General features: G+C 48.5%; 23 protein-coding genes and 1 pseudogene. 12 read left to right on the top strand and 12 right to left on the bottom strand.

The genetic code is table 11. The annotated features are described in order from the left end of the window. Positions 1-42: 42 nt before the first annotated feature. The 9 genes from C9I98_RS12020 to C9I98_RS11980 all read right to left on the bottom strand — a co-directional run bounded on the left by C9I98_RS12020 (position 43) and on the right by C9I98_RS11980 (position 8,266). The gene (locus C9I98_RS12020) at positions 43-660 is read right to left on the bottom strand and encodes a DJ-1 family glyoxalase III (protein ID WP_036815907.1); all 618 of its coding nucleotides are present in this window, start codon (positions 658-660) and stop codon (positions 43-45) included. Beyond that, a complete protein-coding gene (panE, locus tag C9I98_RS12015; protein WP_036815906.1) occupies positions 650-1,549 on the bottom strand; it encodes a 2-dehydropantoate 2-reductase in 900 nt (299 codons plus the stop codon). Before panE ends, C9I98_RS12020 begins: the two co-directional genes overlap by 11 nt. Before the next feature lie 135 nt (positions 1,550-1,684). Further along, positions 1,685-2,512 carry a nucleoside-specific channel-forming Tsx family protein gene (locus C9I98_RS12010; protein ID WP_036815904.1) on the bottom strand — a complete coding sequence of 276 codons (828 nt, stop codon included), beginning with the start codon at positions 2,510-2,512 and terminating at the stop codon, positions 1,685-1,687. Between the two features lie 380 nt (positions 2,513-2,892). Beyond that, positions 2,893-3,624, bottom strand: a complete 732-nt coding sequence (locus C9I98_RS12005; RefSeq protein WP_036815901.1) for an outer membrane protein OmpK — start codon at positions 3,622-3,624, stop codon at positions 2,893-2,895. A 366-nt stretch (positions 3,625-3,990) separates the two neighbouring features. Next, positions 3,991-5,346 (bottom strand): AmpG family muropeptide MFS transporter, encoded by a 1,356-nt coding sequence (locus C9I98_RS12000; RefSeq protein ID WP_036831949.1) that lies wholly within the window; start codon positions 5,344-5,346, stop codon positions 3,991-3,993. A 189-nt stretch (positions 5,347-5,535) separates the two neighbouring features. Further along, on the bottom strand, positions 5,536-5,898 hold the full coding sequence (locus C9I98_RS11995; RefSeq protein WP_036831951.1) for a hypothetical protein: 363 nt from the start codon (positions 5,896-5,898) through the stop codon (positions 5,536-5,538). 49 nt (positions 5,899-5,947) lie between these two features. Further along, the gene (locus C9I98_RS11990) at positions 5,948-6,502 is read right to left on the bottom strand and encodes a peptidylprolyl isomerase (RefSeq protein WP_036831953.1); all 555 of its coding nucleotides are present in this window, start codon (positions 6,500-6,502) and stop codon (positions 5,948-5,950) included. Further along, the gene (locus tag C9I98_RS11985) at positions 6,503-7,072 is read right to left on the bottom strand and encodes a YajG family lipoprotein (protein WP_036831956.1); all 570 of its coding nucleotides are present in this window, start codon (positions 7,070-7,072) and stop codon (positions 6,503-6,505) included. Between the two features lie 63 nt (positions 7,073-7,135). Continuing rightward, positions 7,136-8,266, bottom strand: coding sequence for a methyltransferase (locus C9I98_RS11980; RefSeq protein WP_036831958.1), 1,131 nt, complete (start codon positions 8,264-8,266; stop codon positions 7,136-7,138). A 194-nt stretch (positions 8,267-8,460) separates the two neighbouring features. On the opposite strand from C9I98_RS11980, the gene bolA reads away from it, so the two are divergent. From bolA to dinB, 10 genes are all read left to right on the top strand, one after another. After that, positions 8,461-8,775, top strand: a complete 315-nt coding sequence (gene bolA, locus C9I98_RS11975) for a transcriptional regulator BolA (RefSeq protein WP_036831961.1) — start codon at positions 8,461-8,463, stop codon at positions 8,773-8,775. A gap of 696 nt (positions 8,776-9,471) precedes the next feature. Continuing rightward, a complete protein-coding gene (locus C9I98_RS11970; protein ID WP_036831963.1) occupies positions 9,472-10,812 on the top strand; it encodes a Na(+)-translocating NADH-quinone reductase subunit A in 1,341 nt (446 codons plus the stop codon). A gap of 3 nt (positions 10,813-10,815) precedes the next feature. Then, entirely contained in the window at positions 10,816-12,060 is a 1,245-nt protein-coding gene (locus C9I98_RS11965) for an NADH:ubiquinone reductase (Na(+)-transporting) subunit B (protein ID WP_036831966.1), read from the top strand. Further along, positions 12,050-12,844: a Na(+)-translocating NADH-quinone reductase subunit C gene (locus tag C9I98_RS11960; RefSeq protein ID WP_036831969.1), complete on the top strand. Its 795-nt coding sequence runs from the start codon at positions 12,050-12,052 to the stop codon at positions 12,842-12,844. Before C9I98_RS11965 ends, C9I98_RS11960 begins: the two co-directional genes overlap by 11 nt. Continuing rightward, positions 12,837-13,469, top strand: a complete 633-nt coding sequence (locus C9I98_RS11955) for an NADH:ubiquinone reductase (Na(+)-transporting) subunit D (protein WP_036831972.1) — start codon at positions 12,837-12,839, stop codon at positions 13,467-13,469. Before C9I98_RS11960 ends, C9I98_RS11955 begins: the two co-directional genes overlap by 8 nt. A 7-nt stretch (positions 13,470-13,476) precedes the next feature. Further along, positions 13,477-14,073 (top strand): NADH:ubiquinone reductase (Na(+)-transporting) subunit E, encoded by a 597-nt coding sequence (gene nqrE / locus C9I98_RS11950; protein WP_036831975.1) that lies wholly within the window; start codon positions 13,477-13,479, stop codon positions 14,071-14,073. A gap of 21 nt (positions 14,074-14,094) precedes the next feature. Beyond that, positions 14,095-15,318 carry an NADH:ubiquinone reductase (Na(+)-transporting) subunit F gene (nqrF, locus tag C9I98_RS11945; protein WP_036831978.1) on the top strand — a complete coding sequence of 408 codons (1,224 nt, stop codon included), beginning with the start codon at positions 14,095-14,097 and terminating at the stop codon, positions 15,316-15,318. Positions 15,319-15,478: 160 nt separating this feature from the next. Further along, the gene (locus tag C9I98_RS11940; RefSeq protein ID WP_245907148.1) at positions 15,479-16,474 is read left to right on the top strand and encodes an FAD:protein FMN transferase; all 996 of its coding nucleotides are present in this window, start codon (positions 15,479-15,481) and stop codon (positions 16,472-16,474) included. A 9-nt stretch (positions 16,475-16,483) separates the two neighbouring features. Next, positions 16,484-16,705, top strand: coding sequence for a (Na+)-NQR maturation NqrM (nqrM, locus tag C9I98_RS11935; protein ID WP_036831982.1), 222 nt, complete (start codon positions 16,484-16,486; stop codon positions 16,703-16,705). A gap of 169 nt (positions 16,706-16,874) precedes the next feature. Beyond that, entirely contained in the window at positions 16,875-17,966 is a 1,092-nt protein-coding gene (dinB, locus tag C9I98_RS11930; RefSeq protein ID WP_107272019.1) for a DNA polymerase IV, read from the top strand. A gap of 145 nt (positions 17,967-18,111) precedes the next feature. Here the strand turns inward: dinB and C9I98_RS11925 are convergent, their stop codons facing one another. The 3 genes and pseudogenes from C9I98_RS11925 to C9I98_RS26835 form a co-directional block, all read right to left on the bottom strand. Further along, positions 18,112-19,572 (bottom strand): aminoacyl-histidine dipeptidase, encoded by a 1,461-nt coding sequence (locus tag C9I98_RS11925; protein WP_036827951.1) that lies wholly within the window; start codon positions 19,570-19,572, stop codon positions 18,112-18,114. 132 nt (positions 19,573-19,704) lie between these two features. Next, positions 19,705-20,418, bottom strand: a complete 714-nt coding sequence (locus C9I98_RS26840; protein WP_281260955.1) for a methyl-accepting chemotaxis protein — start codon at positions 20,416-20,418, stop codon at positions 19,705-19,707. A 147-nt stretch (positions 20,419-20,565) separates the two neighbouring features. Next, positions 20,566-21,222, bottom strand: a pseudogene (locus C9I98_RS26835) (cache domain-containing protein); the annotation flags it as partial. 1,200 nt (positions 21,223-22,422) lie between these two features. Between C9I98_RS26835 and C9I98_RS11915 the strand changes: the two are divergent. Both C9I98_RS11915 and gpt read left to right on the top strand, forming a co-directional pair. Next, a complete protein-coding gene (locus C9I98_RS11915) occupies positions 22,423-23,712 on the top strand; it encodes an NCS2 family permease (protein ID WP_036831392.1) in 1,290 nt (429 codons plus the stop codon). 53 nt (positions 23,713-23,765) lie between these two features. Then, positions 23,766-24,224, top strand: coding sequence for a xanthine phosphoribosyltransferase (gpt, locus tag C9I98_RS11910; RefSeq protein ID WP_036831389.1), 459 nt, complete (start codon positions 23,766-23,768; stop codon positions 24,222-24,224). Positions 24,225-24,337: the final 113 nt, after the last annotated feature.

The raw sequence follows: 24,337 nt of genomic DNA, 5'->3' as shown, positions 1-24,337 counted from the left end.
TCTAGCTCTCGTTTTTTTTATGCCTTTCTCTGGTTGTAAGCCTTACTTTCTCGGCAAAATACCGTAGTGCATGTTCGGCCATACCACCATTGGCTCGGCCACGCTGGCGGCATGCTCCTTGCTGCTGAGCTTGACGATGATTTCAAAGGCAAACTCTTGCGCGGTGCCGGGACCTTGGCTGGTCAGCAAATGGTTGTTCACATCGTATAATACCCGCTTGGTGCGACGGCGATCTTCAGGGATCTGCTCAATAAACGCCGGGTGAGCCGTCATCAGTGCGTCTGGATAGAGTTTGTGATGCTCAAGTACCACAGCTGGTGCAGCGCAGATAGCCGCAATTAGCTTGCCGTCATACTTATGCTGGTTAACAAACTCAACCAGCAGCGGGCTGTCACGAAAACACTCCGCACCGCCCACGCCGCCGGGTAGTACCACACAATCGAAAGGGTCGTCGGCAATGTTCACCAATGCCGTATCGGCGACCAACTTAATACCACGGGAGCCCGTCATGATCAGTGCACCGTCGGAGGCGACGCTCGCTGTCGTGACTTCATAGCCTGCACGGATCAAGATATCAATGGTCGTGATGGCTTCCATTTCTTCGGTGCCGGGGGCGATGCACACCGCAACCTTGATTGGGGCGGATACGTTATCTGTCATGGTATTGTTGCTCCAGTTGTTTGATCTGTTGCCATAGCCTGAGGTTTTCCGCAACCTCGATACCGTGCGCCTTGGCACGTTCGACTAGGTAGCCGGTAATATAGTCGATTTCAGTGGCTCTTTGTTGGCAAACATCTTGATTCATTGAAGAAAAATTACTGGCTGTTGCCAAAATAACCTTATCCACTTGCTGCTTCAGTAATGGCCCGCTGGTGGGGTAGCCTTCGGCGCTCATCACCATGGCAACCTCATCACAAATGGTGGCGAGTTGTGTTTGGTACCCTGCCTGAGCCAGCTCGCCGTTGCGGCACTGGTGAATAGCGGTCAGTGGATTGATGGCACAGTTTATCGCTAGCTTAGTCCATAAGGGCTGGAAAATGTCTGGATGCCACTGCGTTGGTGCCAGGGCAAGCTCGAAGTGCCCGGCAAGATCGCTCAGTTTTTTTGCTCGCAGGTTTAGCCCACCGAGCCATGTTTGGCCAATACCGGTATGGGCTAAGGTGTCTTCATCCGGCCGATATGCCGCTTGGGCGGTGGTGGCATAGATAATTGGATTCTCCGGTAGCAGTGCTTCTACCCGCTTGTGGGTCCCCATTCCGTTATGCATGATAACCACAGGTGTTGAAGTGGGTATCTTTGCTTTTAGTTGACCGAGGGCGGTTTCCACCTGAAAAGCTTTTACGGTCACAATAATTAAATCACTGCTAGCAAGCTGCATTGCGTCATTGGCAACAAAAGCCAAGGGATGGGTGATCCCGTCAAGCGTATTAAAGCTAAAACGAATATTGTCTACTGGCTGGCGGGTCCAAAACTGGATCTTGTGATGCCGGCTAAGTTGACTACCCCAAAGGCGGCCCACAGCTCCCGCACCCACAACGGTGATGTTCATTGCTACTGTTCCATGTCAGGCATAAAGAAGACAAACGCATCATAGCACTGGGGAGTGGGAAAACCCTAAAGTGGAAAGTGCAGCTCTTCCATGAGCTGGGTAGGTATGGTTAATCTAGATAGGTTTTGGCTATGGCTAGAATTTGTAGATGGCTGAGAAGTAATGGCTGATGCCCGTAGATTCAAGGTCTGCACTATCTTCGATTAAGTAAACATCATGGTATAGCTTGAAACCATAGCCTAGCGAATAGCGATCGGAGTGCCAGTAGAAGCCGTTGAACATGACCCCACCATGGTTGGCTTGATCATTGCCCTTGAAGGTATCGTCGGCAGCGAACTGGTAATCGATGTAGCCTTGGTAGGCCATAAAGGTTCCATTGCTGAAGGTATAGAAGGGCTTGAACCAGTTGGTGGAAAGCTGCAAACCGTTCCAGTCCTTATTGTTGATGTCATAGGTGCCGTATAGGTTGAGGCCAACTTTGCCAAACCAAGGCACTTGAACGTCGCTACCTATGCCCCAAAAAGAGTTATTAACCGGCGGGAAGTCGCTATTTTTTGAATATCCGCCATCCCAGTTGAACAGGGTGGCAATGTAAAATTCCTGGAATGGCCCGATAGACAAATCTTTTTTTGTCATGGCATCAAGCGATAGCCGAGGCGCAAACTTCATGAATATTTTTGCCCGGTCATTTTTATCGCTGGCATCGTGGTCGGTTAGGTCGAAAACATCGACGTAGCCATATAAATCGAAAATACCGGAACGGCCGCCGAATTCCATTTCGAGGTAGTCATGGCCTGAACGCGCATCCGGCGAGCGAGGCAACTCTTCGAGGGCGTACATCAAGTTAAATTGGAACCATTTATAGTCGTTTTTATGTATATCGTCGGAGTAGTCGACGGCGAAACTGTGGCCAGATAAGGCCAAGGCAGAGCTGATACTGATAGCTGTCAAAGTTTTATGCATGATCACGTCTCGCTAGCCATTTGCCATTGCTTATTCTTCGACCCGTTACCTACTGCGTTGTAATAATGTGCGTAGGTTTGATGCTGTTATCGATTGAAGTCATCACGGTGTTGAAGCGGTGGAAGTGAAGGAGCAAAACACAGCTTCTTCATTGTTATAAAGGCTAGCGGAATTTCTCAACCTTGGTTCACGGTCTTAAAGGCTAGGCAAGGATCTTGCCTTTAAAATGAAGGCGAAGAAAAAATTGGTTGGAAAATGAATGACAAAGCGGCGTTGTCTTGAAGATAACTTCTATCTTATTTTTGAGAGAAAGCGGGCGGGCTAGGTATCAGGCACAAAAAAAGCACCCGGAGGTGCTTTTTTTATCGTAACAACTTGGATTAGAAGTTGTACTTAACTGTATAGATAACAGCGTTGTCGTAGCCAGATTGACCTAGCTTGTTTTCTGCGTAACGGTACTGAACACCAGTTGTGATTGTATCAGTTGCGTTCCACCATAGTGCGATTGCACCGTTAGCTGTTAGATCGTCAGATTCGCCAGAAGCTGCTACGTAACCATCTTTACGTGCAAACTCAGTTTCGTGCCAGTTAGACACCATGAAGCTTTCGCCGAATGCGTTGAAGTTGTAGCCAGCTACCCAACCAGCCATACCACCGTTCATGCCAACAAAGCCAGCAGTGTTAGTGTGGTGGAAGCCCACGAATGGGTTGAAGAACCAGCCGTCACCACTCATGTTGTAAGATAGACCTAGTACGTTGTTACGTACGTGCCAGCCGCCGTTTTCAGTAGAGTATGTTTGTGCGTATACACGTAGCTCATCAAGGCCAGTCTTAACCGCGATAGAACCTTTACTTGCAGCACGAGTTTCGCCCGCACCGTCTTGTACGTTTTCAAGATCGAAGAAACCGTATAGCTCACCCCAAGTAAAGCCTGCGCCACCTTCAAGCTCTAGGTATAGGAAATCTTCCTTGCCTGAGCGGTTTTCAGTGCCGTTTGACCAATCTAGGTAGTTAACGCTTACGTTACCGAAACCGTATAGGTATTCAGCTTGTGCTGGAACTGCTGCAACTGTTGCTGCAACTACGCCTAGTGCTACTAGTGATTTACGCATGGGTGAACTCTCGCTAATTGTGTTATTTAACCGGACTTTTTAGGGTGTCCGTGTTTTGTTGGCGGCAATTCTATTGTTTTATGTCACGCTTGTGAATGTAACGTTTGCGCAATCCTTTGCTAAATGTGATCTTGATCTCTTGTAATCGATTTCATTTTAGGGGTTTGGTGATCTTGATCCTATTTTTTAAGAATTTAAATGTATTTTTTCTGAACTAAGTGAGAAGTAGCCCATCTAACGCGGCAATTTATATTGCTTACGCCAATGAAATGTGTGCAAAAGCTAAAAAAGGCGTATACCTGATCAACAGATATACGCCTTTAAATTAATTTGATTGCATATAGGCAGTAAATTGCGTGGATTACACTAGTGAGGATTGTGCTTATTGACGATATAAATGAGCCCAAGTACAGGCAGGCCAATTAACGCGGTAGTGAAGAAAAAGATGTTATAGCCAAACTGATCGACATATAGCCCCGAGAAGCCGGCAATGAATTTCGGGAACAGCAACATGATAGAGCTGAACAAAGCATACTGGGTGGCAGAAAATGCCACGTTGGTCAGGCTAGACATATAAGTAATAAATGCGGCCGTTGCGATCCCCGCACTGAGGTTGTCCAGCGAAATGACCACGGTCAGCATTGGCACGCTGTTGCCAATATAGGTGAACATCATAAAGGCCATATTGGTGATTGCCGCAAGTACGGCACCCAACGCCAGAATTCGCATGGTCGAGTATTTGCTGACCAAAATCCCGCCAAGCCCCGCTCCGACCAAGGTCATGATCACCCCATAGATTTTAGATACTGAGGCGACCTGGGTTTTGGTAAAGCCCATATCCACATAAAAGGCATTGGCCATCACGCCCATCACCACATCTGAAATACGGTAGCAGCCAATCAAGGCTAAAATGAGCAGGGCTTGTTTGCCGTAGCGCTCAAAGAAGTCTTTAAATGGCATCACGGCAGCGGTGTAGAACCAAGCGGTGAGCCTTGCCACTCTTGGGCTTGTTCCCTTATCGATTAGCTGCTGGCGGTATTCTCTTTCCACGTTGTCCATTTGCGAGCTATCAACATCTGGCTCGTGGATGCACAACGCGGTGATCAAGCCAACCAGCATAAAGCCAGCCATGATGAGGTAGGCATACTTCCAGCCAGTTGGATCGTATCCGGTGTCGGAGCCAAACCAGGCAGCAAAGGCAAGCGCGCCCGCGCCGGCCATGATCATCGCCAGCCGGTAGCCTGTCATGTAGGCTGCTGCAAGCGCTGCCTGAAGTCGCTCTGATGCCATTTCAATACGGTAGGCATCAATCACGATGTCTTGTGATGCCGAGGAGAAAGCTACAATCACGGCGAAGATTGCCAGTTGCAGTAAATCAACTTGGGGATTGCTGACTGCCATGCCGTATAAAGAGGCGATAATCAGTAATTGCGAGAACACCATCCATCCACGGCGCCGCCCCAGCAATGACGAAAGGATGGGAATCGGGAAGCGATCGATAAGGGGCGACCATACCCATTTGAAGCCGTAAGCCAGCGCTACCCAGCTAAAAAAACCAATGTCTGTCCGGCTAACTTCCGCTTCGCGCAGCCAGAATGACAAGGTGCCAAAAACCAACAGTAACGGCAGGCCTGATGAAAACCCCAAGGCCAATAAAATCAGCACTTTCTTTTCGAGGTAGACTCGCCAGCCTAGTTTGTTTTCGTCAATTGATTGCTCCATGTCTTCCCCGGTTTTCCTAATGTTGGTAGCAAATTATAAAGCTAAGCTACTGGGTTATTGCGTAAAAATACAGTCAAAATTAGTTAAAAAGCCTATCACAGATGCTGATAGGCCGTGTTTGGTCATAGCTTGGCAAGAAAAAGAGACGAAGTGCGTCGGGTTCATCAAAATAGGGAAGGGCGGAATGGATCAGGGCCTTATCCCTTGCATCTTGGTTTGGTGCTCGCCAACGCCGAGCAAGTATTGCGCGGTAGAGGTGACTTTGAACTGCATAAAGTTATTGCCCAATAATTCATGCTCTTCCAGTGATTCGAGCAAATGGACAAGGTACCAGTAGGCGGATTCGTAGTTATCGTCCGGGGTACCGGAAGGCACGGACAACTTCCACCAATCGTGGAGGTGTTCGGTGACAGTGACTTTCATCGAGTCATAGTTAACATCGCCATTCACTGTGCCAAGGGCACTGAGTGCAATGGCTGGGGCATAGTCGGCAATGTGCTGACTGATCTGCTCGGAAGGAACCTCAGGCTGAGATGAAACGAGCTTAAGCATGGTGGTCACCTGATCATAAACAGATGATCAGGTGACAATCTGCCTATGCCTAGTTTTTAATAATTTTAATAGCCTTAATAACTATAGGTTGCTGGGGTACATCTTTCATACCCATAGAGCGTATGGTTGTGGTCGGAATTTGCGCCATTTTTTCAATAACTGCGAACCCGTTCACAACTTTTCCGAACACGGCATAGCCAGGCTGGCTGCCTTTGGCATCGAGGAAGCTGTTGTTTTGGTAGTTGATGTAGAACTGACGCGTGGCTGAATCAGGGGCTTGGGTACGGGCCATTGCCACTGTTGCGCGCGCGTTGCTCACACCATTGGTGGATTCGTTTTTGATTGGCTCGTAACTCGAACGGCGCTTCATGTCTTGGTCAAAGCCACCGCCCTGTGCCATAAAGCCCGGGATCACGCGGTGGAAAATGGTGTCGACGTAGCTGCCATCTTCCACGTAGCGCAGGAAGTTCTGGCTTGAAATTGGCGCATTCTTTTCATCAAGCTCGATGGTGAAGTCGCCAAGGCTGGTTGTCACGAGTACCTGAGTGGCAGCACTTACCGGCAGGGCAAGGCACAGCATCAGGGCGGCTAGAAAACGCTTCATTTATAGGTTCTCCTGCATGTAGGTGTTTAGCTCAGGATCGGCATAGATGTCTTTCAGTACGGCAGTGATGAGGTTGTTCATCGCCAGTTCCATATCTTCAACCGAGGCACTCATGGCACCGGAGCGCTCAGATTTACCCGAGTAGCGCTTAACAAACTTGCCTTTTGGTGTTTCGACAACCAGTTGTAACTGTAGCTTGCTGTTTAGGTCATGGCTCATCACGCTATGTTTAACATTGACCATGGCTTCAAGAATATCAAGGCGCAGCGTGCCTTCGCTGTCTTCAGTCACGCGGTAGCCTTGTGCGCTTAGCTGGCGGGTCAGGGCATCTTCCAGCGTTACGCGCAGGTTTTGCGTGGCGTGAATTGGCTGAACATTTTGGCGACCGCTGTCGACTACAGCGACAAACTGGGCTGTACGCAGGTCACGGCTGTCAATGGATACCGGTTGGCCATTCGCCACTGGTTGAGCTGCAATCACTGGTTCAGGAGAGATGGTCAACTGAGGCTCAGAAGGTGCTGAGCAGGCCGTAAGGGCAAGAACTGAAGCTGCAAGAAGTAGCTTTTTCATAATGACTTTATCCTTAAAATTAAAGGGTTGCTGCTGGCAGCAACCAAACAGGGCATAGTGTAGTTATTTATTCGATTGATAAACAACAAATTTATTATTCTGGGCAATCAGTTTTACATTGCCAAACAAGCGCTTGAGCTTCTCATCATAGCCGAGGTGGCGGTTTCCTATGATAATTAGCTGGCCTTTCGCTCTCAGAACGCGCTTGGCATCACAAAACATTTGCCACGCAATGTGACTGGTAATGGCATTCTGCTGGTGGAAAGGGGGGTTACACAACACCAGATCGTTGCTTTCCGGTTCAAACCCGTCAAGGCAGTTGTTGACCACGGCATTAACCTGCTCGGCATTGTCGAGGTTTTGTTCCGCATTGAGCTTGCACGAAGCAACGGCCATGTAGCTTTCATCGACACAGGTCACTTTTGCTTCGGGGTTTAGCCGTGCAGCCTTAATACCTATCACGCCATTGCCGCAGCCCAAGTCCACTATGCCTTTGTAGCGATTGTGGCTTGGAATATGCTCTAGTAGCAGGCGGGCACCGATATCCAGGCTATCGCTGGAGAACACATTGGCATGGTTGGCAATGGTCATATCGTGCTCGGGCACGGCCCATTGCTGTGGCTCGGGTAACGGCTGGGCCAGATTAGGATTGGCCTGACAGAAAACCAGGCGTGCCTTTTTAACGGCCAATGACGTCTTGGTTTCGCCCAGGTGTTTTTCGAACAGCTTCAGGGTCGAGGTATGAATTTGTTTTGCTTTGTCGGCAGCAACCACTGTGCAATCATCGGGCAGCAACTGGCAAAGCTGCTGCAATTGCCAAACTAGCAGGCGGTTGTTTTTCGGTAGCTTCATTAACACCAATTGCGGTTGCTTTGGTAACTCAGCAAGCGGATCGATGATATTAATGTCAGGCAGCTGGTTCGCCGCCAGGTTGTTGAGAATGCCTTGCTTGGCAACAAAGGAGTCGGTCACCGTGGTGACCTTGCCTTTTTCTGCAAACCAGCAGCTAAGGGCGCCAAAGCTATCGTTCAAGATAAGGATTGGCCGGGTCGGGTCAAGGTTCAGATCTTGCTCTTGAACATGGTTGATAAGGTACTCGTCTGCAGCATCCCAAGCTTGCAGGGGATCGTTGTCACGCACAGGGTAGCGGCATAGCTGAAGTGTACGCTCGTGCAGGGTTAGCTCTGGTTTCATTGCTGGTTACTTTACGGTATGTTTACGGTTTAATGGTTATTTTCGCAGAACCCGCCATCGCTGCAAACTTATTTATTCCTTTACTGGTATAGCTAATAGCCTTATAGCGATAAGGTGTTGAGCTTTTCTGTTTAGCTTATTAGCGCCTGGTGTGGCTTTTGCGATAAATCAGTCGTTATGAGGAAAGTAAAGTTATGATCAAAGAACGTATACAAGAAAAGCTACAAGACGCGTTCTCGCCTTTGCACCTGGAAGTGATTAACGAAAGCTACATGCACGCAGTGCCTGAAGGCTCCGAAAGTCATTTTAAGGTTGTGATTGTGAGCGCGCAATTTGAAGGTGTTCGCTTAATTGGCCGCCACCGTTCGGTCAACGGCGTACTGGCTGAAGAGTTGGCCAATGATATCCACGCGTTGGCGATGCATACCTACACCGAGGCCGAGTGGCAGGGCATGAGTGAAGGGGCACCTTCATCGCCAAATTGCATGGGCGGCTCGAAAATTGGTTAATGGACAAGATCTTGCCTGATAAAAACCGCACAAGTTGCGGTTTTTTTATGCGCGAAGTTTGAATCTCCTTACATCATTTATGTTTAGCGTTAGGTAGAATAATTCGCCGATGGAAATGATGTGGCTCGCTTAGCGATATACGTAATGGCGTCTATACTGGAGACTGCGTAATAAAGGCGGGCTAGGCGTAACCGCCACCAGTATAGCGATTGCTGATTACCCATGAGGTAAGTCTTTGAATTCGAATATTTTGTAACGCTATCGTTCAAGTACTATAAATTCGTTAACATCGAGACAGATTTGAAACATACAAAATCGGGGGCATATTGCCCCTTTGTTGTGAGTGTTTTTGAGATGTTGTGAGTTTATTAACTAGCTGATGCAAGTGAAAAAAACATGATAAATCGTGTGGATTTCAACATTTGTGCGTTAGGTCAAAATAATTACCAAACAAATAGGTTGCGTTTAAAGTGTTAGCCGATTTTCAGTCTGTTTAGCGCGGTTTGGCATGGTAAAATCCAATAAAATAATGCTAGAATCGCGGGCTCAAAATTACTCGAACCAAAAAGTGTTACGAGTGAGTGAATAGGATGTTGCGGTGCTGGTCGCGGATCGAACCGGCTTCGGACGAAGGAAAGTCGTGTCTAAATTGCGCAATAGAAAATTTTTTTTCCCGTTAATGTAGTGCAAGTGCGTATGATTACAATAAAGAAGGGTCTGGATATCCCAATTTCAGGGACTCCTGCCCAGGCGATAAATGATGGCAAGGCCATCACACGTGTCGCCTTGCTTGGCGAAGAATATGTTGGTATGCGTCCTACAATGCATATCCGCGTAGGGGATGTAGTGAAAAAAGGTCAGGTTCTTTTTGAAGACAAGAAGAACCCTGGCGTTAAGTTCACTGCTCCAGCCAGCGGCAAGGTTGCAGAAATCAACCGTGGTGCGAAGCGTGTTCTACAATCTGTAGTGATTGATGTAGAAGGCGATGAGCAAGTAACATTCAACAGCTATGAAGCAAGCCAGCTAGCTCAACTTGAGCGCTCGGCAATTGTTGACCAGCTTGTTGAGTCTGGCATGTGGACTGCGCTTCGTACGCGTCCTTTCAGCAAGGTACCTGCTATCGACGCTGAAACTCAGGCTATCTTTGTTACAGCTATCGACACCAACCCTCTAGCAGCAAACCCAGAAGTTGTTATCAACGAGCAAAGCGATGCTTTCGTTGCTGGCCTGACGCTACTGTCTCGCCTAACAAGCGGCAAAGTATTGGTTTGTAAGTCTGGTGCTAGCCTTCCTCGTTCAAACGAATCAAACATTGAAGAGCACGTATTCAACGGCCCGCACCCAGCTGGTCTTGTTGGTACGCACATTCATACTCTGTTTGGTGCAAGCGTTGAGCACGTGGCATGGCACATCAACTACCAGGACGTTATCGCATTCGGTAACTTGTTCCTGACTGGTGAGCTTTACACAGACCGTGTGGTATCTCTAGCGGGTCCGGTTGTTAACAACCCTCGTCTAGTTCGTACTCAGATCGGTGCGTCTATCGAACAAATTGCTGATTCAGAAATGATGCCAGGCGAGCTTCGTGTGCTTTCTGGTTCTGTACTGAACGGTGTTCACGCAGCTGGTCCTCACGCTTACCTAGGCCGTTACCACCTACAGGTGACAGCACTTCGTGAAGGTCGTGAGAAAGAGTTATTAGGCTGGATTGCGCCAGGTAAAAACAAGTTCTCTGTTACTCGTTCTTTCCTAAGCCAGTTCTTCCCAGGTCAGTTGTTCAACATGACAACGACTACGAACGGTTCTGAGCGTTCAATGGTGCCAATCGGTAACTACGAAAAAGTAATGCCGCTTGATATCGAACCTACACTGCTTCTTCGTGACCTATGTGCTGGTGACGTTGACAGTGCTCAGCAGCTAGGTGCACTAGAGCTGGATGAAGAAGATCTAGCGCTATGTACGTTCGTTTGCCCAGGTAAGTATGAATTTGGTCCACTGCTACGTGAGTGCCTGGACACAATTGAGAAGGAAGGGTAATTCATGAGCCTCAAGAATTTCCTAGAGCAGATTGAACACCACTTTGAGCCGGGTGGTAAGCACGAGAAGTGGTTTGCGCTTTACGAAGCGTTTGCAACTCTTATGTACACGCCAGGCCAGGTAACGCGTTCAAGTGCACACGTTCGTGATAGCGTTGACCTAAAACGCATCATGATCATGGTGTGGTTTGCCGTTTTCCCAGCTATGTTCTGGGGTATGTACAACACAGGTCACCAGGCCATCACTGCGCTTAACCACATGTACGTGGGGGAGCAACTTGCTGCGGTAATCGCAGGTGATTGGCACTACTGGCTAACAGAAATGTTAGGCGGCACCCTATCAGCAGACGCTGGTTGGGGTAGCAAGATGCTACTTGGTGCGACCTTCTTCCTACCTATCTACGCTGTGGTATTCGCAGTAGGTGGCTTCTGGGAAGTACTTTTCTGTATGGTGCGTAAGCACGAAGTTAACGAAGGTTTCTTTGTTACTTCTATCCTGTTCGCACTTATCGTTCCACCAACACTACCTCTTTGGCAGGCAGCACTAGGTATTACCTTCGGTGTTGTTGTTGCGAAGGAAATCTTCGGTGGTACGGGTCGTAACTTCCTTAACCCTGCATTGGCAGGTCGTGCGTTCCTATTCTTCGCATACCCAGCTCAGATCTCTGGTGATCTAGTATGGACTGCGGCGGATGGTTTCTCGGGCGCAACGGCACTTAGCCAGTGGGCTATCGGTGGCCAGGCTGCAGTTGTTAACACTGTAACTGGCGAAGCGGTAAGCTGGATGGACGCGTTCATCGGTCGCATTCCTGGTTCTATCGGTGAAGTTTCTACGCTTGCTATCCTGCTTGGTGGCGCAATGATCGTTTACATGGGCATCGCTTCATGGCGCATCATCGCGGGTACTATGATTGGTATGATCGCAACGGCGACGCTATTCAACATTATCGGTTCTGACACCAACGCTCTGTTCAGCATGCCATGGCACTGGCACCTAGTTCTAGGTGGCTTCGCATTCGGTATGATGTTCATGGCTACCGACCCAGTGTCTGCCGCATTTACCAACAAAGGTAAGTGGTGGTACGGCGCACTAATCGGTGCAATGGCTGTTATGGTTCGTGTGGTTAACCCTGCGTACCCAGAAGGTATGATGCTAGCAATCCTATTTGCTAACCTATTCGCACCTCTATTTGACAACCTAGTAGTTCAGGGCAACATCAAGCGGAGACTAGCTCGTCATGTCAAGTAATAACGATAGCATTAAAAAGACGCTAATTGTTGTTATCGCATTGAGCCTAGTGTGCTCTATCGTGGTATCAGCAGCAGCGGTTGCTCTGCGTCCACTACAGCAGCAAAATGCTGTACTTGATGTTCAGCGCAACATCCTATCTGTTGCCGGTCTTCTTGAAGATGGCACAAACATCACTGAAGCCTACGAGCAGTTCATCGAGCCTAAGCTTGTTGATCTAAACACTGGTGACTTCATTGAACAAACTGAAGCTGGTCAAACAGCGACAGAATACAGCCAGCGTAACGCTTCTAAAGATCCTGCGCAGTCTATCCGCCTAACGGCTGATCAAGACGCGGCTAAGATCCTACGTCGTGCAAACGTTGCAACAGTTTACCTAGTGAAAGATGCAAACGACAGCGTTGAGAAGCTGATCCTACCGGTACACGGTGGTGGTCTGTGGTCAATGATGTACGCATTCATCGCTGTTGAAACTGACGGCAACACGCTAGCAGGTATCACTTACTACGAGCAGGGTGAAACTCCTGGACTTGGTGGTGAGATCGAGAACCCGAACTGGCGTGCACAGTTTGTTGGTAAAGAACTGTTTGATGAAAACAACAAGCCAGCAATTCGTGTTGTTAAAGGCGGTGCACCTGAAGGTGACATCCATGGCGTAGACGGTCTGTCTGGCGCAACCTTGACAGCGAATGGTGTTCAGTACACCTTCGACTTCTGGTTAGGCGACATGGGCTTTGGTCCATTCCTGACTAAAGTTCGTGAAGGAGGCCTAAACAATGGCTGATACTAAAGAAATGAAGAAGATTCTGTTTGCGCCGTTTATCGACAACAACCCGATCGCGCTTCAGATTCTTGGTGTGTGTTCTGCACTTGCGGTAACCACCAAACTAGAAACAGCATTCGTAATGACCCTAGCGGTAACATTCGTATGTGCGTTTTCTAACTTGTTCGTATCTCTGATCCGTAACCATATTCCAAACAGCGTGCGTATCATCGTTCAGATGGCGATCATCGCATCATTGGTAATCGTGGTAGACCAGGTACTTAAAGCATTCGTTTACGATATCTCTAAACAGCTTTCTGTATTCGTTGGTCTAATCATTACCAACTGTATCGTTATGGGTCGTGCAGAAGCATACGCAATGAAGTCTGAGCCACTTCCATCACTTGTTGATGGTATTGGTAACGGCCTAGGCTACGGCTTCGTACTTATCACAGTTGCTTTCTTCCGTGAGCTATTCGGTTCAGGCAAGCTATTCGGCGTGGAAATCCTGCCGCTAGTGTCTGACGGTGGTTGGTACCAGCCAAACGGTATGATGATCCTAGCACCATCAGCATTCTTCCTGATTGGTTTCATGATCTGGGCTATCCGTATCATCCGTCCAGAACAAATCGAAGCGAAGGAGTAAGGGGAACATGGAACATTATCTAAGCCTTCTAGTTCGTTCGATCTTTATCGAGAACTTGGCACTATCGTTCTTCCTGGGTATGTGTACATTCCTGGCAGTATCGAAAAAAGTTAAAACTTCTTTCGGTCTGGGTGTAGCGGTAATCGTTGTACTAACGATTGCTGTACCGGTGAACAACCTAATCTACAACCTACTGCTAAAAGATGGCGCTATCGTTTCGGGTGTTGATCTTAGCTTCCTGAACTTCATTACGTTCATCGGTGTTATCGCGGCACTGGTACAGATCCTGGAAATGGTTCTGGACCGCTTCTTCCCGCCGCTATATAACGCGCTAGGTATCTTCCTACCATTGATCACAGTTAACTGTGCGATCTTCGGTGGTGTATCTTTCATGGTACAGCGTGATTATAACTTCGCTGAGTCTGTGGTTTACGGTCTAGGTTCTGGTATCGGTTGGATGCTAGCAATCGTTGCTCTTGCGGGTCTTCGCGAGAAGATGAAATACTCAGACGTACCTCCTGGTCTACGTGGCCTAGGTATTACATTCATCACCGTTGGCCTTATGGCGTTGGGCTTCATGTCCTTCTCCGGCGTTCAGCTGTAATCAGGTAATAAGGAATAATCAATGGATATTATTCTTGGCGTAGTCATGTTCACCCTGATTATCCTGGCTCTAGTTCTAGTGATCCTATTCGCTAAATCTAAGCTGGTACCATCAGGCGACATTACTATCTCAGTAAATGGCGATCCGGAAAAAGCGATTACAACCGCTGCCGGTAGCAAACTGCTAAATGCTCTTTCAGCTAGCGGTATCTTCGTATCATCTGCGTGTGGTGGTGGTGGTTCATGTGGCCAGTGCCGCGTGAAAGTTAAATCTGGTGGCGGCGATATCCTGCCAACAGAGCTTGACCACATCACTAAAGGTGAAGCGCGTGAAGGCGAGCGTCTAGCGTGTCAGGTTAACGTTAAGACTGACATGGACATCGAGCTTCCAGAAGAAATCTTCGGCGTGAAGAAGTGGGAATGTACTGTTATCTCTAACGATAACGAAGCTACTTTCATCAAAGAACTTGTTCTTCAGATCCCAGAGGGTGAAGAAGTACCGTTCCGCGCGGGTGGTTACATCCAGATTGAAGCTGAACCGCACCACATTAAGTACGCTGATTTCGATGTACCTGACGAATACCGTGAAGACTGGGACAAGTTCAACCTGTTCCGTTACGAGTCTATCGTTAAAGAGCCGTCAATCCGTGCATACTCTATGGCGTCATACCCAGAAGAGAAAGGCATCATCAAGCTGAACGTACGTATTGCAACGCCGCCGCCAAACAACCCAGATGTACCACCTGGCGTAATGTCATCTTACATCTGGTCACTTAAGGCTGGTGACACTTGTACTATCTCTGGTCCATTCGGTGAGTTCTTCGCGAAAGAAACTGACAACGAAATGGTATTCATCGGTGGTGGTGCTGGTATGGCTCCAATGCGCTCGCACATCTTCGACCAGCTTCTACGCCTGAAATCTAAGCGTAAGATGACTTACTGGTACGGTGCGCGTTCTAAGCGTGAAATGTTCTACATTGAAGATTTCGATACGCTAGCAGCGGACAACGACAACTTCGAGTGGCACGTAGCACTGTCTGATCCACTACCAGAAGATAACTGGGATGGTTACACAGGCTTCATCCACAACGTGATCTACGAGAACTACTTGAAAGATCACGAAGCACCAGAAGATTGTGAATACTACATGTGTGGTCCACCAATGATGAACGCAGCTGTTATCGGCATGCTGAAAGATCTTGGTGTTGAAGACGAAAACATCCTACTGGATGACTTCGGTGGCTAATTAGCTGCGACCTTAAATAAAATGGCTGATCCTTCGGGGTCAGCCTTTTTTCGTCGTAGCAGTGAATAAAAGCAATTTTCTTACGGTCTTTCCGTGTGAAAACCCTATCAGCCCTTCATTGTGGGAGTAGTAAATGAAGACGTTCCTGAACAAAGCACTGATGATGCTTGTTTTGGCTTTTACTCTGTCAGCTTGTGGCGATCAGCGTGAACTGATCCACCTGCAAGGCTCGACAATGGGAACCTATTACTCAATTAAGTTGATTAAGCAGGAAGGCTTACCGACACCAACCGACATGCAGGAAGAAATCGATCGCCGCCTTGAGCTGGTGAACGATCAGATGTCGACTTATCGTAAGCATTCCGAGCTCAGCCAATTTAACCAACAGCGTACCCTTGAGCCGTTCGAAGTCTCGGCGGACACGGCCAAGGTGGTGACCGAGGCGATTCGCCTTGCCGAACTCACCAACGGTGCCCTAGATGTGACTGTGGGCCCGATTGTGAACCTTTGGAGCTTTGGCCCTGAAGCACGCCCAGAAAAGACACCGACAGACGAAGAACTAGCGGCGCGCCGTGAAATTGTTGGTATCGATCACTTGAGTGTGGAAGGCAATACACTGATCAAAGATATCCCTGAGCTGTACGTTGATCTATCATCGATAGCCAAGGGCTTTGGCGTTGATGTGATTGCCGATTACTTCGATGAATTGGGCGCCGCGGACTACTTGGTTGAAATCGGTGGTGAGCTGAGCCTGAAAGGCAACAACCTTGAAGGTGTGCCATGGCGTATTGCTATCGAGAAACCAACGGAAGATGGCAGCCGCGCCATTCAAGAAGTGATTGAACCGGGTGACATGGCTGTGGCAACATCAGGGGATTACCGAAACTACTTCGAGGAAGACGGCGTGCGTTATTCGCACCTGATCGATCCTTCGAGCGGTAAGCCGATTTCGAATCACGTGGTATCGGTCACAGTACTACACCCATCGAGCATGACGGCAGATGCGCTAGCAACCGCTTTCTCTGTGATGGGCGAAGAAGAATCGATGGCACTTGCCAAGCAAGAGAACTTCCCAGTCTTGCTGGTGGTGAAAACAGAGCAGGGCTTCAAAGAGTTTATCTCTGAAGCGTTTGCTCCATACTTGCAAAAGAAATAGAGAACTACCATGGTCATATATTTAACAACGTTTGCGGTATTCTTGTTGGTCATCGTTGCGATGGCTGTTGGTTACATCTTCCAGCGTAAAACCGTGAGCGGTAGCTGTGGTGGTCTCGACGGCATCGGTATCGCAAAAGAGTGTGATTGCCCAGAGCCGTGCGATGCACGCAAAAAGCGTGAAGCGCGAGAAGCACGTCAGGCTGAGTGGAAGAAAAACCAGATCATTTAATTGATTCGTTGGTATCCACCTTGCAATTAAACCCGAGTTTCCTCGGGTTTTTTTATACTTGTGGTTTTTATAAAAACCTATCTTGACTGGTTATCGGCTTAAATGTGGCTTCACAGGGCTCGGCGAGGTATCTATAATGGATACTGTATATAAAAACAGTTAAGCCGGTATGACACTACCATCCCCAACCCAGCCTGAAACGACCCAACGTAAAATCATCCATGTCGATATGGATTGCTTCTTTGCGGCGGTTGAAATGCGCGATAACCCAGCATTAAAGGATATCCCGATAGCCATCGGGGGCCGCTCTGAGCAGCGGGGGGTGATCAGTACCTGTAATTATTTGGCACGAAAATACGGGGTACGCTCGGCAATGCCGACGGCTCGCGCAATGCAGCTATGCCCGCACCTCACCTTAGTGTCAGGCCGTATGTCGGTATACAAGGAAGTGTCGCAGCAAATCCGGGCTATTTTCCAGCGTTACACTGACAAGATAGAGCCGCTCTCGCTGGATGAAGCCTATTTGGACGTGACTGACTGTGAGCTCCTGCATGGCTCAGCGACCTTGATAGCCGAAGACATTCGTCGTGCGATAAGGGAAGAGCTTGATCTGACGGCCTCGGCCGGCGTTGCGCCGGTAAAGTTTATTGCCAAGGTGGCTTCCGATCTCAACAAGCCTGATGGCCAGTATGTTGTGACCCCCGGTGATGTACCTGCGTTCGTCGCGGATCTCAAGTTGGAAAAGATCCCGGGGGTCGGCAAGGTGACTATCCAAAAGCTCCACGATAAAGGGTTGTATGTGGGGCGCGATGTTCAACAGTATGACCGCCATCAGTTGCTGCAAGAGTTTGGTAAGTTTGGCCAGTCTTTGTGGTCTCGCGCCCACGGTATTGATACCCGCGAGGTGGTGGTTGAACGTACCCGGAAATCCGTGGGGGTAGAGCGCACCTTCTCGCAAAACATTAGTCGCTACGATGAATGCTGGGCGGTGGTAGAGCGCCTCTACCCCGAGCTTGAGCGACGGCTTAAGCAAGTTCGCCCTGAGCTGAATATCTCCAAGCAAGGGGTGAAGGTGAAATTTGCCGACTTCCAGCAGACCACGGTGGAGCATATCCAACCCAAGCTGGATAAAGCCCAATTTGTCGGCTTGTTGAAAGAAGCACTAACCAGGCAGAAAGACAGGGAGATCCGCTTGATTGGGATTAGCGTCGGCCTAGAGCATGGTGTCCGTGCCCAGCAACTTTCTTTTGAGGGGTTTTAACTCCCTCACCAACTCCCCCTTGTATTGGCACTTTCATTATTTCGGCATAGAAGGGGGAAGGCTAGGATGGGGTTTAGCGAGTTATGGCTAATAAAAAAGCGGGCTCGAAAGCCCGCTTGGTAAAACCATATGTCCTGTTAACGGCTTACGCCTTAACTGGAATATTCTTCAGGATAGCCACCATTTGCTCCCAGAATAGGGCAACAGTTTCAATCTGAACTTTCTCGTCTGGCGAGTGCGGGAATTTGATAGTTGGGCCGAAAGAAATCATATCCATGTTCGGGTATGGTTTCTTGAACAGGCCGCACTCAAGGCCGGCGTGGATCACCATGATGTTTGGTACGCGACCGTAGATGTCCTTGTAGGTTTCGCGGAACAGGTGCATAACCTCGGAATCGGCATCTGGTTTCCAGCCTGGGTAAGTGCCAGAGAACTCGCATGATGCGCCTGCAAGCGAAGCGACGGCTTTCAGCATACCTTCAACATTGCTGCGGCCAGAGTCGATTAGCGAGCGGATCAGGCAAAGCACGGTGATTTTGTCGGCTTCGGTGGTGATAACACCCACGTTCAGCGAAGTTTCAACCACGCCTTCGATGTCGTCGCTCATGCGGATCACGCCATTCGGGCACGCGTTCAGCATGTTGATGAAACGTTGTTGGTCACCAGCCGTAATCACGTCTGCTGGCAGCTCTGCGGCTTCAGTGAACAGGTTGATATCGGTTTCTACGCGGCCAAGTTCTGCAACCAATAGCGCTTGGTAGTGAGCAAATAGCTCGTTTAGCTTATCAACGTTTTCTGCTGGCAGGGTAACCACGGCATTGGCTTCACGCGGGATTGCATTTCGAAGGCTACCACCGGTCATCGATGTGATGCGCAGGCCTAGCTCTTCAGCGTGGCCAAATAGGAATCGGCCAAGGATCTTGTTGGCATTGCCACGGCCGGTGTGGATATCACAACCCGAGTGGCCGCCCTTCAGGCCTTTAACCACTAGCTTCACCGCTTGGTGGCCAGCTGGCGCAGCTTCACGGTTGATTTCCAGTGTCATTGCACCGTCAACACCGCCGGCGCAGCCCATGTAGACTTCACCTTCCTGCTCTGAGTCAGTATTTAGCAGGATATCGCCTTCCAGCCAGCCTTCTTCAAGGCCGAATGCGCCGGTCATGCCTGCTTCTTCATCGATAGTCAGCAGCACTTCCAATGGGCCGTGCTCAACGTCTTTTGATGCAAGCACTGCCAAGCAAGCCGCCATACCCATACCGTTGTCGGCACCAAGGGTTGTCCCTTTTGCGGTTACCCACTCGCCATCAATGTAAGGTTGGATAGGATCTGTTGTGAAGTCGTGGTCAGTATCTTCGTTCTTCTGTGGCACCATGTCGATATGAGCCTGAAGAACCACACCTTTGCGGTCTTCCATCCCCGGTGTTGCCGGCTTTTTGATAAAGACGTTGCCGACGCTGTCGCGGCGCACTTCAAGGCCTTCGCCTTCGGCGAACTTGATAATGTGCTGAGCAAGTTGCTCTTCGTGCTTCGAAGGGTGTGGGATTGAGCAGATTTGATCGAAGAATTGCCACACAGGTTGTGGTGACAGTTGACTGATTTCAGACACAGCAGTCTCCTTTATAAACTTTTGGTCTTTTGTGACTTATTAGCCGAAAGTTGACGTAAATGTAAAAACTTTCAGCATTATTATCTATCACGGTTAACCTCAAGGATACCACTGTGTCTGAGGCTGTAACAGTTAAATCTTAAAGTGACTGACGTGATTTGCTAGGCTGCGCCCGCTTGCTAGCAGCTGTTCGCTGGCACTGGCAATATGGTCACCTTGCTCGACGGTATTATGGCTATGTGTAGTTAGTTGGCTAAGGTTGCAATTTATCTCTTCTGCTGCGGCGTTTTGTTGCTCGCTGGCTTCGGCGATATGCTGGTTAAGCGCTTTTATCGTGCTGATATGCTCGCCGATATCTGCCAATGTATTGGCGACTTGGTTGGCGTGCTCTGCGGTATTGGCCGATTGTTCTCGGGTTTGGGTCAGTGCCTTACTTACCGTATTCGCCCGTGACTGTAGGTTAGCAATAATTTCTTCTATCTCGTTGGTACTGGCTTGGGTTCGGGTGGCAAGGGTGCGCACTTCATCTGCCACCACGGCGAATCCTCGCCCTTGCTCACCGGCACGCGCCGCTTCTATCGCGGCGTTAAGCGCCAGTAGGTTGGTTTGCTCGGCAATGCTTCTGATCACATCCAGTACCGACCCGATCTCGATCGAGTCTTTTTCAAGCTGTAGCGCATTGCTGTTGGTTTCATCGAGCAGGGCAAGCAGCGCATGCATTTCATTCGATGAGTTGGTGACAACTTCGATGCTGTCGTCGCTGTGCTGGTGGGCCGTTACGGCCGAATCAGCCGCTTGCTGGGCTGATTTGGCGACATCTTGGTTGTTGGTGTGAAGTTGCACCATGGCTGCTGCGACGCTGTCTATACCTTGGTAAGAGGCCTTGGCGCTGCCCGCCGTTTCGGTTGCCACGCTGTTTAGTTGTGTGGCGGCAGCGCTGATTTGTTCACTCACTGGTGAAATATCTTTGAGCATATTGGCAAGGTGATCGGCAAAAAGGTTGTAGGCGGTGGCCAGCTGGCTCAGTTCGTCATTACCAAAATTAGGTAGGCGCTTGGTGAGATCACCGTCGCCGTCTGCGATATCTTGCATCGCTTTGACCGTTTCGTCGCAGGGGGCGGTAATGGAGCGGCCAATAAACCATGCCAAGATGAAAGTGATGGCCAGGGAGCCGAGTAGGATCCAGGCAAGCTGCTTCATCTCGCTATAAAACAAGCTTTGCACATCATCGACATAAATACCTGAGCCGATGATCCAGCCCCACGGGGTAAAGCCTTTTACATAAGATATTTTCTCGACGGGTTGGGAGTGGCCTGGCTTTTCCCAGTAATAATCGACAAAGCCGCTACCTTGCTGTTTTACCAGTTGGGTCATCTCAACAAAAAGGGTGGTGCCGTTGGGGCCGGTGAAACTATTGAGGCTGGTGCCATCTAGTGCTGGCTTGAAAGGGTGCATAATCATGTTGGTGTTGAAGTCATGCAATCAGAAATAGTCTTTTTGCTCGTAGCGTAGGTTGGAGATAGAGGATATCGCTTGCTGCTGTGCTTGCTCAGTAGAAAGGGTGCCTTGTTGCACTTGTCGGTAATAGTGGTCGACAAGGGTGTGGGCGGTTTCTACAAGGTGGCGGGTTTTGATCCGTTTTTGTTCCATCAAGTTATGTTGGTAGTTTGCCACAAATAAGAACAGCGGAATTAAGGTTAATAGGGTAATGGTGGCACCCAATAAGTACAGGCGCTTACTGATAGAGATGGCTCTGAGGGTATGAAATCGCTCCATGCTATGACTACATCCTTTTTCATTATTATCCGTTTTTTTGTTATCGCCCTAGGATATGTTGCCAGCGCCAAGTGAATCAAGAGGCATATAGTTACACTTTAGTCGTGTATCAAGCCGGGTCAACCGTAATTCTGTAATAAAATTACAATATTTGCGTGTTATTTGGGTTTTTAAAAGAAAAGTGTGACGGGGTTAAAGAAAATGCTTGAAAGTTTATTACCGGTTGGTTATAGTTTCCTCATCTTCTGAGCGAAGAGTGAACGACATAGAAACTGCTCTAGGATGAGCCCGAGATATCGCCTCCAAGGAACCGAGATTAAGTCAAGCCATGATGGCTAAGCACGACGTTTATGTGTTAAGACAACTTAATAATTAAGGTGATAAAAATGAAAGTATTTGAATCTTCAAGCAACTATTGGAATAACCGCGCTGTATACACTGGTAACTTTTTGTACCAGAGCACGTTCGGCTACTAATTTTGATGCTTTGCCTCATTCGTCGCTAAGGTGAGGCAAAGGATCGCAACAGTATTGTTCACCCCCCTTATTTGAGAATTTGGTTTAACTGGCTATCAGTTATCAGTACATTCTTAACGCCACTTCAGTTTGAAGTGGCGTTTTTTTATCTCTTTTTCCGCTGGTATGCAGTAAGTTGACTACCGTTATTATTAGCTGACCTGCCTCGATTTCTTATCCTTTTGCCTGTATTCCATTACATTTTCATCAAGCCTTTAATTTCGGTGTTAACAAGCTTGAGATAAAACGTTTGCGCGGCAGTAAAAAATATTAAGTGATTAAAAAACACACATGATAATGAGATGTTAATGCATTGATTTTTAATGATTTATTGTTTTTTGTTTTCTTGTGCGGTTGGTTTTTTATTCGGTTATTGTCATGTGCTACTGATAATTGCTTTATTTGCTGGAAATTGCTTTTCATCACGCCTATAATCGCCACCCAAAAATAGAGGACGCAATCGTTTTCTATTTTCCTTTTTTAGGCTTGGTGGCTGGTCGAAGTTAATACGTCATCAGGCTTTAAACAATGCTGAAATATCTCCAAGGAACCGAGAGCAATGCTTGAGAAACTTTTTAAACTGAAAGAGCACGGTACGGATGTACGTACCGAGTTGTTAGCGGGTCTGACGACCTTTTTAACCATGGCCTACATCATTTTCGTTAACCCGACGATGCTGTCGGCAACGGGGATGGATCAGGGCGCAGTCTTTGTTGCGACATGTTTGGCTGCGGTAGTTGGCTGTTTCATCATGGGCTTCGTGGCAAACTACCCTGTAGCACAGGCGCCAGGCATGGGCTTGAATGCGTTTTTCACCTACGGTGTCGTGTTGGGTATGGGCCACACTTGGCAGGTTGCGCTAGCGGCAGTATTCCTATCGGGCCTGTGTTTCATTGTGCTAAGCGTATTGCGCGTGCGCGAGTGGATCATCAATGCTATCCCTCTGGCTTTGCGTACAGGTATTTCAGCGGGTATCGGTTTGTTCTTGGCATTCATTGCCTTGCAAAGTTCTGGCATCGTGGTTGATAACCCGGCGACACTGGTACAGGTTGGTGATTTCACCAGTTTCCCTGCTGCGATGGCGGCACTGGGCTTCTTCCTGACCATTGCATTGGTTCACCGCGGTTACAAGGCGGCTGTGCTGATCGCAATCTTGGCGGTCACTGTTCTGAGTATCCTATTTGGTGAAGTACAGTACGCCGGTATCGTGTCTATGCCACCAAGTGTTGCCCCAACTTTCATGCAAATGGACTTTTCTGGCGCGCTTGAGGTGGGCTTGGTCTCTGTAGTCTTTGCATTCCTGTTCGTTGACTTGTTCGATACGGCAGGCACCCTGGTTGGTGTTGCGACCAAAGCAGAGTTGATGGATAAGGATGGTAAGCTGCCACGCCTTAACCGTGCGCTATTGGCCGACAGTACTGCAACGTCTGTTGGTGCGGTGTTGGGTACATCGAATACCACTTCTTTTGTTGAAAGTGTATCGGGTGTTGCAGTAGGTGGACGTACAGGTTTAACTGCAGTTACTGTTGGCGTATTATTCCTGCTTGCATTATTCTTTGCACCATTGGCAGGCATGGTTCCGGCCTATGCGACGGCAGGTGCACTGTTTTATGTTGCGATCTTGATGATGTCGGGCCTAGTAAGCATCGATTGGCGTGATCTGACAGAAGCGGCGCCTGTAGTTGTAGTTTGTCTGCTGATGCCGTTAACATATTCTATTGCTGAAGGTATCGGCCTTGGCTTTATTACCTATGCTGCTGTTAAAGTAATGAGTGGCAAGGGACGAGACGTGAATATTAGCGTTTGGGTGATTGCTGCCCTGTTTATCGCTAAGATTATTTTCCTATAACAGTTTATAAATACACCCAGCGGTTAAGCCGCTGACTCAGAGGTTCATCGGATATGAGTAATAAGTTCATCATCACTTGGGACAACATGCAAATGTACACCCGCCAGCTAGCAGAGAAACTTCTTCCTGCCGATCAGTGGAAAGGTATCATTGCCGTTAGCCGTGGTGGTTTGGTTCCATCTGCGATCTTAGCTCGTGAACTGGGTATTCGTTATGTTGATACGGTTTGTATCTCAAGCTACGACCACGATCATCAGCGTGACATGAAAGTTCTTAAGCAAGCAGACGGTGACGGTGAAGGCTTCATTGTTATCGATGACCTAGTAGATACAGGCGGCACGGCGGAAATGATCCGTCAGATGTACCCTAAAGCAAAATTCGTTACAGTATGTGCGAAGCCTGCTGGTAAGCACCTAGTTGATGACTACGTGGTAGACATCGCTCAGGATACTTGGATTGAGCAACCATGGGATATGGCTGTTACTTTCGTTGATCCAATCGCTAAGCAGTAATCGCCTGATTACACTGAAGTCAAAAAAGGAGCGTTTCGCTCCTTTTTTTTCGCCCATTGTTTGAGTCTTTGAGCTTGTTTCCTAAATAGTACCTAATTGAATGATATAATTTT

Source organism: Photobacterium sanctipauli (genome assembly GCF_003026495.1).
Taxonomy (GTDB): Bacteria; Pseudomonadota; Gammaproteobacteria; order Enterobacterales; family Vibrionaceae; genus Photobacterium; species Photobacterium sanctipauli.
This window is presented reverse-complemented; position numbering and strand designations above follow the sequence as displayed.